At 42.2% G+C, this 14,544-nt stretch carries 28 protein-coding genes; all 28 read right to left on the bottom strand.

Annotated features, from left to right (window positions below; genetic code table 11):
* Positions 1–96: 96 nt before the first annotated feature.
* Complete coding sequence (gene rplQ, locus ABID23_RS05545; protein WP_354190130.1) at positions 97–525, bottom strand: 50S ribosomal protein L17; 429 nt, start codon at positions 523–525, stop codon at positions 97–99.
* Positions 526–550: 25 nt separating this feature from the next.
* Entirely contained in the window at positions 551–1,564 is a 1,014-nt protein-coding gene (locus ABID23_RS05540; protein ID WP_354190128.1) for a DNA-directed RNA polymerase subunit alpha, read from the bottom strand.
* A 96-nt stretch (positions 1,565–1,660) separates the two neighbouring features.
* Positions 1,661–2,050, bottom strand: a complete 390-nt coding sequence (gene rpsK, locus ABID23_RS05535) for a 30S ribosomal protein S11 (protein ID WP_183228100.1) — start codon at positions 2,048–2,050, stop codon at positions 1,661–1,663.
* A 116-nt stretch (positions 2,051–2,166) separates the two neighbouring features.
* Positions 2,167–2,535 (bottom strand): 30S ribosomal protein S13, encoded by a 369-nt coding sequence (rpsM, locus tag ABID23_RS05530; protein WP_354185951.1) that lies wholly within the window; start codon positions 2,533–2,535, stop codon positions 2,167–2,169.
* A 177-nt stretch (positions 2,536–2,712) separates the two neighbouring features.
* Positions 2,713–3,291 carry an adenylate kinase gene (locus ABID23_RS05525; protein ID WP_354190125.1) on the bottom strand — a complete coding sequence of 193 codons (579 nt, stop codon included), beginning with the start codon at positions 3,289–3,291 and terminating at the stop codon, positions 2,713–2,715.
* The gene (gene secY, locus ABID23_RS05520) at positions 3,288–4,634 is read right to left on the bottom strand and encodes a preprotein translocase subunit SecY (RefSeq protein ID WP_354190123.1); all 1,347 of its coding nucleotides are present in this window, start codon (positions 4,632–4,634) and stop codon (positions 3,288–3,290) included. The genes ABID23_RS05525 and secY overlap by 4 nt, the downstream gene beginning before the upstream one ends.
* Before the next feature lie 140 nt (positions 4,635–4,774).
* A complete protein-coding gene (gene rplO / locus ABID23_RS05515) occupies positions 4,775–5,242 on the bottom strand; it encodes a 50S ribosomal protein L15 (RefSeq protein WP_354190121.1) in 468 nt (155 codons plus the stop codon).
* A gap of 19 nt (positions 5,243–5,261) precedes the next feature.
* Positions 5,262–5,468 (bottom strand): 50S ribosomal protein L30, encoded by a 207-nt coding sequence (gene rpmD, locus ABID23_RS05510; RefSeq protein WP_354190119.1) that lies wholly within the window; start codon positions 5,466–5,468, stop codon positions 5,262–5,264.
* A gap of 31 nt (positions 5,469–5,499) precedes the next feature.
* Positions 5,500–6,048 (bottom strand): 30S ribosomal protein S5, encoded by a 549-nt coding sequence (rpsE, locus tag ABID23_RS05505; protein WP_354190117.1) that lies wholly within the window; start codon positions 6,046–6,048, stop codon positions 5,500–5,502.
* 113 nt (positions 6,049–6,161) lie between these two features.
* Entirely contained in the window at positions 6,162–6,524 is a 363-nt protein-coding gene (gene rplR, locus ABID23_RS05500; protein WP_354190115.1) for a 50S ribosomal protein L18, read from the bottom strand.
* Positions 6,525–6,536: 12 nt separating this feature from the next.
* Positions 6,537–7,070 (bottom strand): 50S ribosomal protein L6, encoded by a 534-nt coding sequence (gene rplF, locus ABID23_RS05495; protein WP_354190113.1) that lies wholly within the window; start codon positions 7,068–7,070, stop codon positions 6,537–6,539.
* Between the two features lie 39 nt (positions 7,071–7,109).
* Positions 7,110–7,508 (bottom strand): 30S ribosomal protein S8, encoded by a 399-nt coding sequence (rpsH, locus tag ABID23_RS05490; RefSeq protein ID WP_354190111.1) that lies wholly within the window; start codon positions 7,506–7,508, stop codon positions 7,110–7,112.
* Between the two features lie 14 nt (positions 7,509–7,522).
* Entirely contained in the window at positions 7,523–7,828 is a 306-nt protein-coding gene (gene rpsN / locus ABID23_RS05485) for a 30S ribosomal protein S14 (protein WP_354190108.1), read from the bottom strand.
* Between the two features lie 24 nt (positions 7,829–7,852).
* A complete protein-coding gene (rplE, locus tag ABID23_RS05480) occupies positions 7,853–8,410 on the bottom strand; it encodes a 50S ribosomal protein L5 (protein ID WP_354190106.1) in 558 nt (185 codons plus the stop codon).
* The gene (gene rplX, locus ABID23_RS05475; RefSeq protein ID WP_354190104.1) at positions 8,403–8,717 is read right to left on the bottom strand and encodes a 50S ribosomal protein L24; all 315 of its coding nucleotides are present in this window, start codon (positions 8,715–8,717) and stop codon (positions 8,403–8,405) included. Before rplX ends, rplE begins: the two co-directional genes overlap by 8 nt.
* Before the next feature lie 12 nt (positions 8,718–8,729).
* Positions 8,730–9,098 (bottom strand): 50S ribosomal protein L14, encoded by a 369-nt coding sequence (rplN, locus tag ABID23_RS05470; RefSeq protein WP_004859184.1) that lies wholly within the window; start codon positions 9,096–9,098, stop codon positions 8,730–8,732.
* 145 nt (positions 9,099–9,243) lie between these two features.
* Positions 9,244–9,483 carry a 30S ribosomal protein S17 gene (rpsQ, locus tag ABID23_RS05465; RefSeq protein WP_354190101.1) on the bottom strand — a complete coding sequence of 80 codons (240 nt, stop codon included), beginning with the start codon at positions 9,481–9,483 and terminating at the stop codon, positions 9,244–9,246.
* Positions 9,484–9,495: 12 nt separating this feature from the next.
* Positions 9,496–9,696, bottom strand: coding sequence for a 50S ribosomal protein L29 (rpmC, locus tag ABID23_RS05460; RefSeq protein ID WP_354190099.1), 201 nt, complete (start codon positions 9,694–9,696; stop codon positions 9,496–9,498).
* A 12-nt stretch (positions 9,697–9,708) separates the two neighbouring features.
* Positions 9,709–10,122: a 50S ribosomal protein L16 gene (gene rplP / locus ABID23_RS05455; protein ID WP_019221635.1), complete on the bottom strand. Its 414-nt coding sequence runs from the start codon at positions 10,120–10,122 to the stop codon at positions 9,709–9,711.
* A 36-nt stretch (positions 10,123–10,158) separates the two neighbouring features.
* Positions 10,159–10,869 (bottom strand): 30S ribosomal protein S3, encoded by a 711-nt coding sequence (rpsC, locus tag ABID23_RS05450; RefSeq protein WP_354190097.1) that lies wholly within the window; start codon positions 10,867–10,869, stop codon positions 10,159–10,161.
* A complete protein-coding gene (rplV, locus tag ABID23_RS05445) occupies positions 10,869–11,258 on the bottom strand; it encodes a 50S ribosomal protein L22 (RefSeq protein ID WP_354190095.1) in 390 nt (129 codons plus the stop codon). Before rplV ends, rpsC begins: the two co-directional genes overlap by 1 nt.
* A 2-nt stretch (positions 11,259–11,260) precedes the next feature.
* Entirely contained in the window at positions 11,261–11,539 is a 279-nt protein-coding gene (gene rpsS, locus ABID23_RS05440) for a 30S ribosomal protein S19 (protein WP_004855734.1), read from the bottom strand.
* A gap of 15 nt (positions 11,540–11,554) precedes the next feature.
* Positions 11,555–12,388, bottom strand: coding sequence for a 50S ribosomal protein L2 (gene rplB, locus ABID23_RS05435; protein WP_354190093.1), 834 nt, complete (start codon positions 12,386–12,388; stop codon positions 11,555–11,557).
* 21 nt (positions 12,389–12,409) lie between these two features.
* On the bottom strand, positions 12,410–12,703 hold the full coding sequence (locus tag ABID23_RS05430) for a 50S ribosomal protein L23 (RefSeq protein WP_354190091.1): 294 nt from the start codon (positions 12,701–12,703) through the stop codon (positions 12,410–12,412).
* Entirely contained in the window at positions 12,700–13,320 is a 621-nt protein-coding gene (rplD, locus tag ABID23_RS05425) for a 50S ribosomal protein L4 (RefSeq protein ID WP_354190089.1), read from the bottom strand. The genes ABID23_RS05430 and rplD overlap by 4 nt, the downstream gene beginning before the upstream one ends.
* Positions 13,320–14,060, bottom strand: a complete 741-nt coding sequence (rplC, locus tag ABID23_RS05420; protein ID WP_354190087.1) for a 50S ribosomal protein L3 — start codon at positions 14,058–14,060, stop codon at positions 13,320–13,322. Before rplC ends, rplD begins: the two co-directional genes overlap by 1 nt.
* Before the next feature lie 27 nt (positions 14,061–14,087).
* The gene (rpsJ, locus tag ABID23_RS05415; protein ID WP_004855744.1) at positions 14,088–14,396 is read right to left on the bottom strand and encodes a 30S ribosomal protein S10; all 309 of its coding nucleotides are present in this window, start codon (positions 14,394–14,396) and stop codon (positions 14,088–14,090) included.
* A gap of 62 nt (positions 14,397–14,458) precedes the next feature.
* On the bottom strand, positions 14,459–14,544 hold an 86-nt coding region (locus ABID23_RS05410), incomplete at its 5' end, for an EF-Tu C-terminal domain-related protein (RefSeq protein ID WP_483416251.1).

Here is a 14,544-nt window from a genome sequence, read left to right as displayed (position 1 = left end):
TATGTTCTATTGAACAAGAGCAAACTTTGAAATGCTCATTAAAAAAACCGCCCAAAAAGGCGGCTTCCCAAAGTTTAAAAGAAAAACACTCCACATTTATGAAGACGCTTCTTTTTGATTTTCAACACTTTCCGCACGCATACGATCAACAGCACCCTTTGCATCAATATTACGATCAACAAACTCTATAACAGCCATAGGAGCATTATCACCAGTACGAAAGCCTGCTTTCATAATACGCAAATATCCACCGTTACGAGATGCATAACGTAATGCAAGCGTATCAAATAACTTTGCAACTTTTTCTGTATCACGGAGGGCTGCAATTGCTTGTCGACGCGCATGCAACCCACCACGTTTACCAAGAGTTACCAATTTTTCAACGATAGGACGAATTTCCTTAGCTTTTGGAAGTGTTGTCACAATTTGCTCATGCTCAATTAACGAAGCTGCCATATTAGCAAACATCGCTTTACGGTGACTAGCAGTCCGGTTCAACTTGCGACCTGAATAACTATGGCGCATGAACTTTCTCCTTAAATTTTAAACTTCAATACTGATCTTCATAACGCTTGGCAAGATCATCAATGTTTTCAGGGGGCCATGCAGAAATTTCCATACCAAGGTGCAATCCCATACATGCCAAAACCTCCTTAATCTCATTTAATGACTTTCGCCCAAAGTTTGGTGTCCGAAGCATCTCTGCTTCTGTTTTCTGAATAAGATCACCAATATAAACGATATTATCATTTTTAAGACAATTTGCCGAACGAACTGAAAGTTCCAATTCATCCACTTTTTTGAGAAGTGCCGGATTAAAAGAAAGATCGGAATCAGACTCTTCAACCACTTCTTTCTGAGGTTCCTCAAAATTAATAAACAACGACAATTGATCTTGAAGAATACGCGCTGCAAAAGCAACAGCATCATCTCCACTAACAGCACCATTTGTTTCAATAGTAAGCGTCAACTTATCATAATCAAGAACCTGCCCCTCACGTGTGTTCTCTACCTTATAAGAAACCTTACGAATAGGTGAATAAATGCTATCAACAGGAATAAGACCTATCCGCGTGTCATCAACATAATTGCGATCAGACGGAACATATCCCTTACCTGTATTAACAACAAACTCCATACGAATCTCAGCACCTTCATCAAGAGTACAAATCACATGCTCCGGATTAAGAACTTCCATATCTCCAACAGTACTGATATCTCCAGCCTTTACAACACCGGGTCCCTCTTTATAAATAACGACACGTTTAGGTCCCTCTTCCTCCATACGAAGGGCAATTTCTTTTATATTAAGAATGATATCTGTGACATCCTCACGAACACCTGGAATTGATGAGAATTCATGCAAAACACCATCAATCTGTACCGCGGTAATCGCAGCACCACGAAGAGATGATAATAAAACACGACGAAGTGCATTCCCCAAAGTCAAGCCAAATCCACGTTCAAGAGGTTCTGCAATTACACTAACAACATTCGGATTATCATGGGTAAAAAACTCAACTTTATTGGGTTTAATTAGTTCCTGCCAGTTTTTCTGGATCATATTTTTATTCCCGTTCTTTAGTTCCGCTACCATCCAATCGTAACGGCCAATGTGAACATCAGAGTAGTCTCTGACAACAAAAAAACAATACCCAAATTAAACGCGCCGTCTTTTCCGCGGACGACATCCATTATGAGGAATTGGTGTGACATCACGAATGGATGTAATAACAAAACCAACGGCTTGCAGCGCACGCAAAGCAGACTCACGACCGGACCCAGGACCACAAACCTCAACTTCCAGTGAACGCATACCATGCTCTTGTGCTTTTCTAGCACAATCTTCTGCAGCCACCTGAGCCGCAAAAGGTGTAGATTTTCGCGACCCCTTAAATCCCTGAGCACCTGCAGATGACCAAGCAATTGTATTCCCTTGAGCATCCGTAATGGTAATCATTGTATTGTTAAATGTTGAATTGATATGTACAACACCTGATGAAATATTTTTACGCTCGCGACGACGAACACGTGTGGCTTCCTTTGCCATAACTTCCCTTTCAACGATCTCTCCACTGCCGTAACTCCAGCAGCTCCACCTCTCTCCCCCTTATAGAAAAACATCAACAAGAGAGAGAAATAAAACTCTTTCTTCAAAAAAGCATTCTACTTTTTCTTACCAGCAATTGCCTTAGCCGGCCCTTTACGGGTACGCGCATTTGTATGTGTACGCTGACCACGGACAGGCAAAGAACGACGATGACGTAGACCACGATAACAACCGAGATCCATCAAACGCTTAACATTCATAGCAACTTCACGACGAAGATCACCCTCAACTTGATATCCTTGATCTATTGCTTCACGAATTTGCAACACTTCCGCATCCGAGAGTTCATGCACACGACGCCCTGCAGGGATACCAACCTTTTTAGTAATTTCTTGAGCAAATTTTGGTCCAATCCCGTGGATATATTGAAGCGCAATAATTACACGCTTATTCGTCGGGATATTGACGCCAGCAATACGAGCCACGTCCACTCTCCTTAATTATGTTGACAACAAACTATAAAATACCTGATGTACCTTACAGAAAAATGATCCGGCATAAACATATTCCGAACCCTATTACTTTCTTGAAATAAATTAAAGCTTTTTTGATAGATTTTACCGAAAAAGTCAATAGTTTTCATTTATTTCTAAAAAAAATCCTTATTGAAAAAAACTTCTAATTGCATGCGACACATCATTAACATCCATCATCCCATCAACGATCTTTAATATCCCCTTCTCTGAATAAAACTCCGATAAAGGAATCGTTTTCTCACAATATTCTTCTAATCGCTTTGCAAAAGAAATAGGATTATCATCTGAACGCACTTGACCGCCAGCAGCGGCTGTTTCCATAACACGCTTTTTCATTCTTTCAATCAACGCATCTTTATCAACGTTCAACTCGATAACAGCGTCAAGTTTCATATTTTTCGATTGAAGATTTTTTTGCAACGCCTCTGCCTGACTCACGGTTCGCGGATATCCATCCAATATAAAACCGTTTACACAATCACTTTCATCAATCCGATCTGATACGATTTGATTAACAATGGCATCCGAAACCAAAGCACCAGAACTTATAGTCGCCTTCGTTAATTGACCAATCTCTGTTTCTCTAGACATAACCTCACGCAACATATCCCCTGTCGACAATTGAGGAATATTATATTCCTCTGTCAATATTTTAGCTTGCGTACCTTTTCCAGCACCAGGAGGACCTAAAAGAACAATTCTCATCGATTTCTTTTACCTCCACGAAGCTTTGACTTTTTAATCAACCCTTCATATTGGTGAGCAACAAGATGTCCTTGAATTTGAGCAATCGTATCAAGTGTAACCGTAACAACAATCAACAGAGATGTTCCCCCAAGATAAAAAGGAACCTGTAGAGCAGATATCATAAACTCAGGTAACAAACAGACCAAAATGATATAAGCGGCCCCCACAACGGTAATACGCGTCAAAACATAATCAATATATTCAGCCGTACGCTCACCAGGACGAATTCCAGGAATAAAACCAGAATGCTTTTTCAATTGATCTGCTGTATCACTTGGATTAAACACAATCGCTGTATAAAAAAAGCAGAAAAATGCCATCAAAAATGCATAAACAATCATATAAAGCGGTTGTCCATGACCAAGAGAATAAGAAACAGCCTGAATCCATTGTGGCATTTTATCAGAAAAATTATTAATAGTTGCAGGCAACAACAACAAAGATGAAGCAAAAATGGGCGGTATAACACCAGCAGTATTCAATTTTAAGGGAAGATGCGACATATCACCTTGAAAAATCTGGTTACCAACCTGACGTTTTGGATACTGAATAAGAATTCTCCGTTGCGCACGCTCTATAAAAACAATAAGCCCAATAACAAAAACCGCCACAAGAACGATTACGATTAATAAAAAAGTTGATAAATCAGCCTGACTATGCGCAGTCAAAAGTTGAGCAAAAGTAGAAGGAAGATTCGCTACAATTCCTGTAAAAATAATCAGAGAGACTCCGTTACCAACACCACGAGACGTAATTTGCTCACCAAGCCACATGAGAAACATCGTTCCACCAACAAGCGTAATAACAGAAGAAATACGAAACATAAGACCTGGCTCCAAAACTATTTGAAGTCCTGTTCCTATACCCGTCTCAAGCGCAACCGCAATACCAAATGCTTGCAGAACAGCCAAGACAACTGTCACATAACGTGTATATTGATTAATAATCTTACGACCTGTTTCACCTTCTTTTTTGAGAGCTTCCAAAGAAGGAATAACGGACGTGAGCAATTGCACAATAATCGACGCCGATATATAAGGCATGATTCCCAATGCAAAAATTGCCATACGCCCAACAGCACCCCCAGCAAACATATTAAACAATCCTAAAACACCAGATGCATGATGTTCAAACGTTTGCCGTAAAGAATCGATGTTAATACCAGGAAGAGAAATATAAGTACCAAAACGATAGACAAGAAGCGCAGCCAGAGTAAACCAAATGCGTTTTTTCAATTCAGTTGCACGTGAAAAAGTACCCAAATTTATATTGGAAGCAAATTGCTCTGCTGCTGACGCCATAAAACCTCTCCACACTACACTTCAGTTTTTAAATAACAGAAGTATAACCCTAAAATTTACATTATCACACACAAATAAATACAAAAATTAAATTATTCTCCACAAAAGAAATCCTATCCCCCATTACTTATATCCCAAAACTACTGAACAGAATCAAGCAAAACAACCTGACCACCAGCTTTTTCAATTTTAAGACGAGCAGCCCCAGATACCCCAGAAACATGAACTATAATTTTTGATTTCAACTCACCATCAGAGAGAAGGCGCACGCCATCCTTAACAGAACGAATAATACCCACCTCTTTTAAAACAGTCGTATCAATAGGTGCTTCAAGATTTAACTTACCCGCATCAATCGCCAATTGAATACGTCCCAACGAAACTTCATTATAAGTTTTAGAAAAAAAGTTTTTAAATCCACGTTTAGGCAAACGGCGATAAATGGGCATCTGCCCACCCTCAAAACCATTAAGAGAAACACCCGAACGCGATCTCTGTCCCTTTACACCACGACCAGAAGTCTTACCGATACCAGAACCAACACCACGCCCAACACGTTTACGATTCTTTATTGCACCCTCACGATCACACAGCTCATTGAGTTTCATATTTTACACTCCTGCAACCTTAACCTTCATCGACAACACGAACAAGATGCCGAACTTTAGCAATCATACCCCGTACACAAAGCGTATCTTCTAAAACACGCCGCTTCCGCATTTTATTTAGCCCAAGCCCCTTCAAAGTTGCGCGCTGTATCTGTGAGCTGCGAATAGAACTTCCAATCTGTTCTACCGTCACAGTTTTATTATTCTGAGATTTTTTCTGAACCATTTCCTAATTCCTCTTCTGATAATCTCAGAAATTATCCTTCCGCATCGACCAAATGCCGACGACGAGCCTGTAAAGTCGAATATTTTATACCACGCTGAGCAGCAATATCTCTAGGATGCATTTGATTCTTTAGCGCATCAAATGTTGCACGCACCATGTTATAAGGGTTAGATGATCCTAGGGATTTTGCAACAACATCCTGCATACCAAGCGTTTCAAAAATAGCACGCATAGGACCACCAGCAATAATACCAGTACCAGCAGAAGCTGAACGCAACAAAACACGACCAGCTCCGTGTCGACCTTCAAGATCATGATGCAATGTACGACCAGACCTTAGTGGAACATAAATCATCCCACGCTTCGCAGATTCTGTCGCTTTACGAACAGCCTCTGGTACTTCACGTGCTTTACCATGACCAAAGCCAACACGCCCTTTCTGATCTCCAACGACAACAAGAGCAGCAAAACCAAAACGCCGACCACCCTTTACAACTTTAGCAACACGATTGATATGAACAAGTCTATCGACAAATTCATTATCACGCTCATCTCGCTCACTACGTTCTTTCTGTGCCATTCCTCATTCCTTTTTCTTTTCCGGAAGCACCTTAACAAAGTTCCATTATAAAATAAGGGAAACCTAAACGAAGTACTCTAAAATCTTCTTACTTAATCTCTAAATAAGATATTTTAAAAGCTTAACCCCCCCTCACGAGCAGCTTCAGCCAAGGCTTTTACCCTACCGTGATAAACATATGCACCACGATCAAAAACCACTTGATTCACACCAGCTTTCTTCGCACGTTCAGCAATCAACTTACCAACAGCAAAAGCAGCCTCCTTATCAGCCCCACTCTTTAGCGTTTTTTTCAAATCACCATCAAGAGTCGACGCCGCTGCAAGCGTACATCCACGCATGTCATCAATAATCTGAGCATAAATATTCTGATTCGAGCGATAAACACTAAACCGCGGACGATCACTAGAAACCATTTTAATCCTACGACGAACACGCCGCGCACGACGCTGGATAATGTCCTTAGATGAAACCATAATACAAAATCCTTATTTCTTTTTACCTTCTTTACGGAAGATACGCTCATCGGCGTGTTTAACACCTTTTCCCTTATAAGGTTCAGGCCTACGATACTCACGAATCTCTGCGGCAACCTGCCCAACCTGCTGCTTATCAATCCCAGAAACAACAATTTCTGTAGGCTTCGGAACTGTTACAGCAATACCCGATGGCACTTTATAAATCACATCATGTGAATAACCTAATGACAGCTGAACGTCTTTACCTTGTAAAGCAGCACGATAACCAACACCACTGATTTCCAGCTTCTTTTCAAAACCGTCCTTCACACCACAAAAAATATTTTCAATCATTGAACGCGACATCCCCCACTTAGAGCGCGCATCTTTTGACTGATCACGCGGCAAAACGGATACAGCATTATCCTCAAGTTTAACCAAAACTTCATCATTGACGACGTAACTCAGCTCACCCTTCGGACCTTTTGCTTTAACCAGCTGCCCTTCAACAGTTGCAGTAACTCCAGAAGGAACCGAAATGGGCTTTTTTCCAATACGAGACATTGTTCTAACCTACTTTTCTTCTGTTTTCTTTAACATAACTTAGAAAACACGACACAGGAGCTCTCCACCAACATTTTGTTCACGTGCCTCATGATCCGCCATAACCCCCTTAGGAGTTGATAAAATCGAAACACCAAGACCATTTGCAACTTGGGGAAGTGACTTAGAAGAAACATAAACACGACGACCCGGCTTCGAAACACGCGAAATCTCACGAATAGCAGCAAGCCCTTCAAAATACTTTAACTCAATTTCAATTTCAGACTTTCCACCACCCAAATCGACTTGATTATACCCACGGATATAACCTTCAGACTGAAGAACATCAAGAACCCGTGCACGAAGCTTCGAAGCAGGCGTAACCACTTTTCCTTTTTTACGACCAAGCGCATTACGAATACGTGTCAACATATCACCAAGAGGATCCGACATAGACATTGACCAATCTCCTCTCACCAACTAGACTTAACAATACCAGGAATATGCCCCACAGAACCAAGCTCACGCAGTGCAATTCGCGACATTTTTAACTTACGATAATAAGCCCTCGGACGCCCCGAAACTTCACAACGGTTACGAACACGGACTTTTGAAGAATTACGTGGCAATTCTGCCAACTGAACAGAAGCTTTAAAGCGTTCCTCAAGAGAAACCTTCTGATCCATAACGATTGCCTTCAAGCGCGCACGACGTGCAGCATAACGCTTTACCATAACCTCACGACGCTTATTTTTCTCAACGGCACTTACTTTGGCCATAATCTTACCTCGCTACGTTTGCCGTTACGAACGAAAAGGAAAATTAAAAGCACGCAACAATTCACGCGCTTCATCATCCGTTTTTGCTGTCGTACAAACGATAATATCCATACCCCAAATTTGATCAACTTTATCATAATTAATTTCTGGAAATACAATGTGCTCTTTAATACCCATAGCAAAATTTCCACGACCATCAAAGCTTTTTGGATTCAAACCACGAAAATCACGAACCCGCGGAAGTGCAATCGTAACAAGACGATCCAAAAACTCAAACATACGATCTTTACGCAACGTAACTTTAGCCCCAAGCGGCATTCCTTCACGAACTTTAAAGGTCGCAATAGAATTACGCGCACGGGTAACAACAGCTTTCTGACCTGTTATTAATCCCAAATCCCCAGCAGCAATAGATGGCTTCTTAGAATCAGCAGTCGCCTCACCAATTCCCATATTAACCACAATTTTATCAATTCGCGGAATTTGCATCATATTTTTATAATTAAACTTCTCTTGAAGTGCCTTGCGAACAACTTCAAAATAATGCGTTTTCATGCGCGGTATTTGTTTTTCTTCAGCCATTAATCAATTCTCCCGAACGCTTGGCAAAACGAACTTTATCGCCATCTGCATTCATACGAAACCCTACACGTGTAGGCTTACCATCCTTAGGATCAGCAATCGCTAAATTAGATAGATGAATCGGAGCCTCTTTAGAAACAATCCCAGCTTCCTGCTTTTGTGTTTGACGCTGATGACGCTTAATCATATTGACACCACGAACAAAAGCCTTACATTCTTTTGGATCCACCTTAATTACTTCACCACTACTTCCTTTATCCTTACCGGATAAAACAACCACTTTATCACCTTTACGAATCTTCTGCATAACATCCACCCCTTATAATACTTCAGGAGCGAGCGAAATGATCTTCATATGATTCCTACCGCGAAGCTCACGGGGAACAGGTCCAAAGATACGTGTACCGATCGGCTCTTTCTTATTATCTACCAAAACAGCAGCATTACCGTCAAAACGAATAACGCTACCATCTGCGCGACGAATATCCTTAGCAGTACGAACCACTACAGCCTTCATCACATCACCTTTTTTAACACGGCCACGCGGAATAGCATCCTTGACCGAAACAACAATAATGTCGCCGACCGAAGCATACTTTCGCTTTGAACCGCCTAACACCTTGATGCACATGACACGACGAGCACCAGAATTATCTGCAACGTCGAGGTTTGTTTGCATCTGAATCATGACTGGCCACCTTCTCTTAACATTTATACCCGGTCATGCTTTTAACACAAACGGATTTGCCTGCCAAACAACAAAATTATCATTACAAAACCCATCAACGGAAAACAAAACCACTGAAAGATCTTAAAACAATAAACTCAACTCATTATGTCATATCGCCTTTCACAACGACCCAACACTTATCTTTCGAAATCGGTTTAGATTCTTGAATAAAAATTCTATCCCCAATTTTGAACTGGTTATGTTCGTCATGCGCTTTATATTTCTTAGATTGTCGAACAGTTTTCTTAAGAAGCGGATGAGAATAACGACGCTCCACCTTGACGACAACAGTCTTGTCACTCTTGTCACTAACGACAACACCCTGCAAAATGCGTTTAGGCATCTCTTATTTTCCTTAAACCTTACTTTCGTTTATCTTCTGACGAAGAAAAGTTTTAACACGAGCAATATCACGGCGAACCTGTCTAACACGTGCTGTCTTTTCCAATTGACCCGTCGCCTTTTGAAAGCGCAAATTAAACTGCTCTCTCTTCAACTGAGCTAATTCATCTTTCATTTCGTCGGGCGTTCGCCCGCGTAACTCTGTGGCCTTCATAACCTAACCTCTTTATTCAGCAATACGTTGAATGAAACGTGTTTTAACAGGCAATTTCGCAGCACCTAACCTGAGCGCCTCGCGTGCCACATCTTCAGGAACACCATCAAGCTCAAACATAATACGCCCAGGTGCAACACGAGCAGCCCAATAATCAACACTTCCCTTCCCCTTCCCCATACGAACCTCTGTCGGTTTAGATGTAACGGGAAGATCTGGAAAAATACGAATCCACACGCGACCAGAACGCTTCATATAACGTGTAATAGCACGACGCGCTGCTTCAATTTGTCGAGCAGTAACCCGCTCAGGCTCAACAGCCTTCAAACCATAAGCACCAAAATTCAAATCCGTACCACCCTTCGAAACACCGTGAATACGTCCTTTAAACTGCTTACGGAACTTTGTGCGCTTTGGCTGCAACATTGCTCTCTACTCCAAATTTCAGTTTAACCACAAAAACTAAGCACTTTCACGGCGACGATTTGACGAAGAACCAGAATGGTCAGCCTCCGTAGCACGACGCTCTGAAGCCATCGGGTCATGTTCAAGAATTTCACCTTTAAAGACCCAAACTTTAACACCACAAATACCATAAGCAGTTTTAGCTTCCGCTGTACCGTAATCAACATCAGAACGCAAAGTATGAAGAGGAACACGACCTTCACGATACCACTCCATACGCGCAATTTCAGCACCACCAAGACGACCAGAACAGTTAATACGAATTCCTTCCGCCCCAAGACGCATCGCTGACTGAACTGCACGTTTCATTGCACGCCGAAAAGCAACACGACGCTCTAGCTGCTGTGCAATTGACTGCGCAATAATCGTAGCATCAATTTCCGGCTTCCGAATCTCCACAATATTCAATGAAGTCTCAGCATTTGTCATCTCTGAAAGCTTAGAGCGAAGCTTCTCAATATCTGCACCCTTTTTACCAATAATCAAACCAGGACGCGCTGAATGTATCGTCACACGACACTTTTTATGAGGTCGCTCAATAACAACTTTAGAAATAGCAGCCTGTTTCAACTCTTCAAGAATATAGAGACGGATCTTCAAATCTTCATGAAGAAGACGACCATACTCACCACTATCAGCATACCAACGGGAATCCCAAGTCCGATTAACTCCGAGACGAAGTCCTATTGGATTAATCTTCTGACCCATTATGCGGCCTCCACTTTTTCGGTAACTTCACGAACAATAATAGTAAGATGTGAGAACGGACGTTCAATTCGACTCGCACGACCACGTCCACGAACATGAAAACGTTTCATCACAATTGACTTACCAACATAAGCCTCAGAAACAACCAGAGAATCAATATCAAGATCATGGTTATTTTCTGCATTTGCAATCGCCGATTCAAGTGTTTTTTTCACAGTTCCAGCAATACGTTTACGCGAAAATGTCAAATCAGCCAGCGCCACATTAACTCTCTTACCACGAATCATGGCAGCAACCAAATTTAATTTCTGCGGACTAACACGAATCGTGCGGGTAACAGCTTTTGCCTCATTATCCTTAAGCTGGCGCGAAATCTTAGCTTTTCCCATTCCTATTTCCTCTTCGCTTTCTTATCTGCACCATGCCCATAATAAGTCCGGGTGGGAGCGAACTCACCAAACTTATGCCCAACCATCTCTTCAGAAACAGAAACAGGGATATGTTTATTACCGTTGTAAACACCAAAAGTCAAACCAACAAACTGCGGCAAAATAGTAGAGCGACGGCTCCATATTTTAATAACTTCATTGCGCCCACTCGCACGGACCTTTTCTGCTTTCCCAAGAAGATAGCCGTCAACAAACGGACCCTTCCAAACTGAACGAACCACTTCAGACTACCTTTCTCATTTCTTACGCTGATGACGCGTACGCATAATAAACTTATCAGTCGCTTTATTGGAGCGCGTACGCTTACCTTTAGTAGGTTTACCCCAAGGAGATACCGGATGACGCCCCCCTGATGTACGCCCTTCACCACCACCATGCGGATGGTCAACCGGATTCATAGCGACACCACGAACATGCGGACGTTTACCACGCCAACGTGATCGACCTGCCTTACCGTCATTAATATTCCCATGATCAGGATTTGAAACAGCACCAACAGTTGCAAAACAACGGCTAGATACCAAACGCTGCTCACCAGAATTAAGGCGGAGAATAGCCATCCCTTGATCTCGCCCAACCAATTGCACATAAGTCCCTGCTGAACGAGCAATCTGACCACCTTTGCCAGGTTTCATCTCAACATTATGAATAATTGTACCCACTGGCATACGACTAAGCGGCATAGCATTACCTGGTTTAACGTCAACATTATCACCAGCAACGACAGTATCTCCAATACCAAGACGCTGCGGAGCAAGAATATAACTCAAGTTACCATCTTCATAGCGTATCAACGCAATGAAAGCCGTGCGATTTGGATCATACTCTAAACGCTCAACCTTTGCAGAAATATCACGCTTAACACGCTTAAAGTCAACAAACCGATAGCTGCGTTTATGGCCGCCTCCCTGAAAACGCGCAGTAATACGGCCATGATTATTTCGCCCACCTTTCGATGACAAACCTTCTGTCAATTTCTTTACGGGCTTACCCTTATAAAGATAAGAGCGATCTACAACAATAAGTTGACGTTGCCCAGACGTAGTTGGATTAAAGTGCTTAAGTGCCATTATTCTTATCTCCGAGCCTCTTTAAAGACCTGTCGAAACATCTATAGACTGACCATCAGCCAACGTCACAACCGCTTTTTTAACATCATTTTGGCGCCCAACAATGCCCCTAAAACGCTTCATTTTGCCTTTACGAATGATCGTGTTAACTGCCTTAACTTTAACACCAAAGAGCGACTCGACAGCAGCCTTAATCTCAGGCTTTGTCGCTTTCGGCGCCACATTAAAAGCAACTTGATTATATTCAGAAATCATAGTCGACTTTTCAGTAATAACTGGACTAACAATTATATCATAATAGCGAAGATCTGTCATTTAAAACGCTCCTCAAGAGCCTCGACAGCCGCTTTTGACAAAACAAGTGTGCTGCGACGCAAAATATCATAAACATTAATCCCTTGAATTGGCAAAACATCAATATTAGGAATATTAGATGTTGCACGGAAAAAATTAACATCAATTTCCCGACCACCAATTAAGAGAGCATTATCAAACCCAAGCTTAGAAAAGCGAGAAACAAGCATTTTTGTTTTAGTATCTTTAACACTCAGGTCATCGACGACAACCAAATTATTCGCCTTTAATTTTGCTGACAAAGCAAGACGTATCCCAAGTGCACGAACCTTTTTAGGAAGACCATGCGCATGACTACGAACAACCGGACCGTGCGCTTTACCACCACCTCTAAACTGCGGGGCACGAGCAGAAGAGTGCCGAGCACGCCCTGTTCCTTTTTGCTTAAACATTTTTGCCCCTGTTCGCGAGACATCAGAGCGCCCTTGTGACTGATGCGTTCCCTGCTGACGACGCGCAAGCTGCCAACGAACAACACGCTGTAAAATATCCTCACGTGGAACAAGACCAAAAATAGCCTCAGAAACTTTTAATTTACCAGCTTCATTCCCATCAAGGGTTTTAATTACAAGATCCATTATTCGGCTCCCTCAACTGCAGAGGTTTCCACCACCGGAGCAACCATTTCTGTTTTTTCCTTCACAAGACGACGAATCCCCGCAGGTTTCGGCGCATTATCTGGAAGACGTTTCTTTACAGCATCCCGCACCAAGATCCAAGCACCTTTAGAACCAGAAACAGCTCCGCGTACTAAAATTAAACCACGTTCAACATCTGTAGAAACAACTTCAATATTCTGTGTTGTCACACGAACCTGCCCCATATGGCCAGCCATTTTTTTACCTTTAAACACCTTACCTGGATCTTGACATTGCCCTGTTGAACCATGAGCACGATGTGTAATTGAGTTACCATGTGAAGCACGATGTCCGCCAAAGTTATGCCGCTTCATAACACCAGCAAAACCCTTACCAATACTCGTACCAGTTACATCAACTCTCTGTCCAGGAACAAAATGTTCCACCGTAATCTCAGTACCGATATCAAGAAGATTATCAGGACTCACACGAAATTCCGCCACCTTAGCTTTTGGCTCAACAGAAGCCTTAGCAAAATGCCCACGAAGAGCCTGTGAGGTATTTTTAACTTTGGCAAATCCTACACCTAATTGAACGGCAGTATAACCATTTTTCTCAACTGTACGCTGCGCCACAACCTGACAATTTTCTAAACGAAGCACTGTCACCGGCACATGCTCACCAGCTTCATTATAAATACGGGTCATGCCCAGCTTCTGTGCTATTACACCTGAACGCATCGGGTCTGTTCCTTCTGTCCTCAAACCTCAGAGCTTAATTTCCACATCCACACCAGCAGAAAGATCGAGTTTCATAAGTGCATCAACCGTCTGTGGTGTCGGATCAACAATATCAAGAAGACGCTTATGTGTACGCATTTCAAACTGCTCACGACTCTTCTTATCAATATGTGGCCCACGATTGACCGTAAACTTCTCAATCCGCGTTGGAAGCGGAATAGGCCCACGGACATTCGCACCAGTTCGCTTGGCTGTCGACACAATCTCACGTGTCGACGCATCAAGAATTCTATGATCAAACGCTTTCAAACGAATGCGGATATTTTGACTGTTCATGCTCTTTTATTTCCCTGTCACGCAAAACGCCTTTCATAACAAAGGCCTTTCACAACCACTATTTACTCAATGATCTTAGAAACGATACCTGCACCAACAGTACGACCACCTTCACGAATAGCGAAACGGAGTTTCTCTTCCATAGCAA

Source organism: Bartonella silvatica (genome assembly GCF_040545155.1).
GTDB classification, from domain to species: Bacteria; Pseudomonadota; Alphaproteobacteria; order Rhizobiales; family Rhizobiaceae; genus Bartonella; species Bartonella silvatica.
This window is presented reverse-complemented; position numbering and strand designations above follow the sequence as displayed.